Annotated in this window: 1 pseudogene; it reads right to left on the bottom strand. The window is 40.8% G+C overall.

The window, feature by feature from the left end:
• Positions 1-223: pseudogene (locus tag HMPREF2637_RS10405) on the bottom strand (IS110 family transposase); the annotation flags it as partial.

Consider the following 223-nt stretch of genomic DNA (forward strand, 5'->3'; position numbering starts at 1 on the left):
TTTGATGTAGACTGACGGATGATAGCTCTTAATGTGGCGTCATCTAACTCCAGTACAAAACTATTACATGGAAAAGCCATGACTAAGTTCCAATATTGTTTCCCAGTTGGTGACGACAAGATGTTTTCCAATTCAGGAAAAGTGACCTGTAAAACCTTGTGTAGGCGGTTTTTAGAGCAGACAATATCCTCAGTAAGATTCTGATAGAAACGGCTGAGGTCGC

Origin of the sequence: Streptococcus sp. HMSC065H07 (assembly GCF_001837325.1) — a bacterium.
Lineage (GTDB): Bacteria > Bacillota > Bacilli > Lactobacillales > Streptococcaceae > Streptococcus > Streptococcus salivarius_H.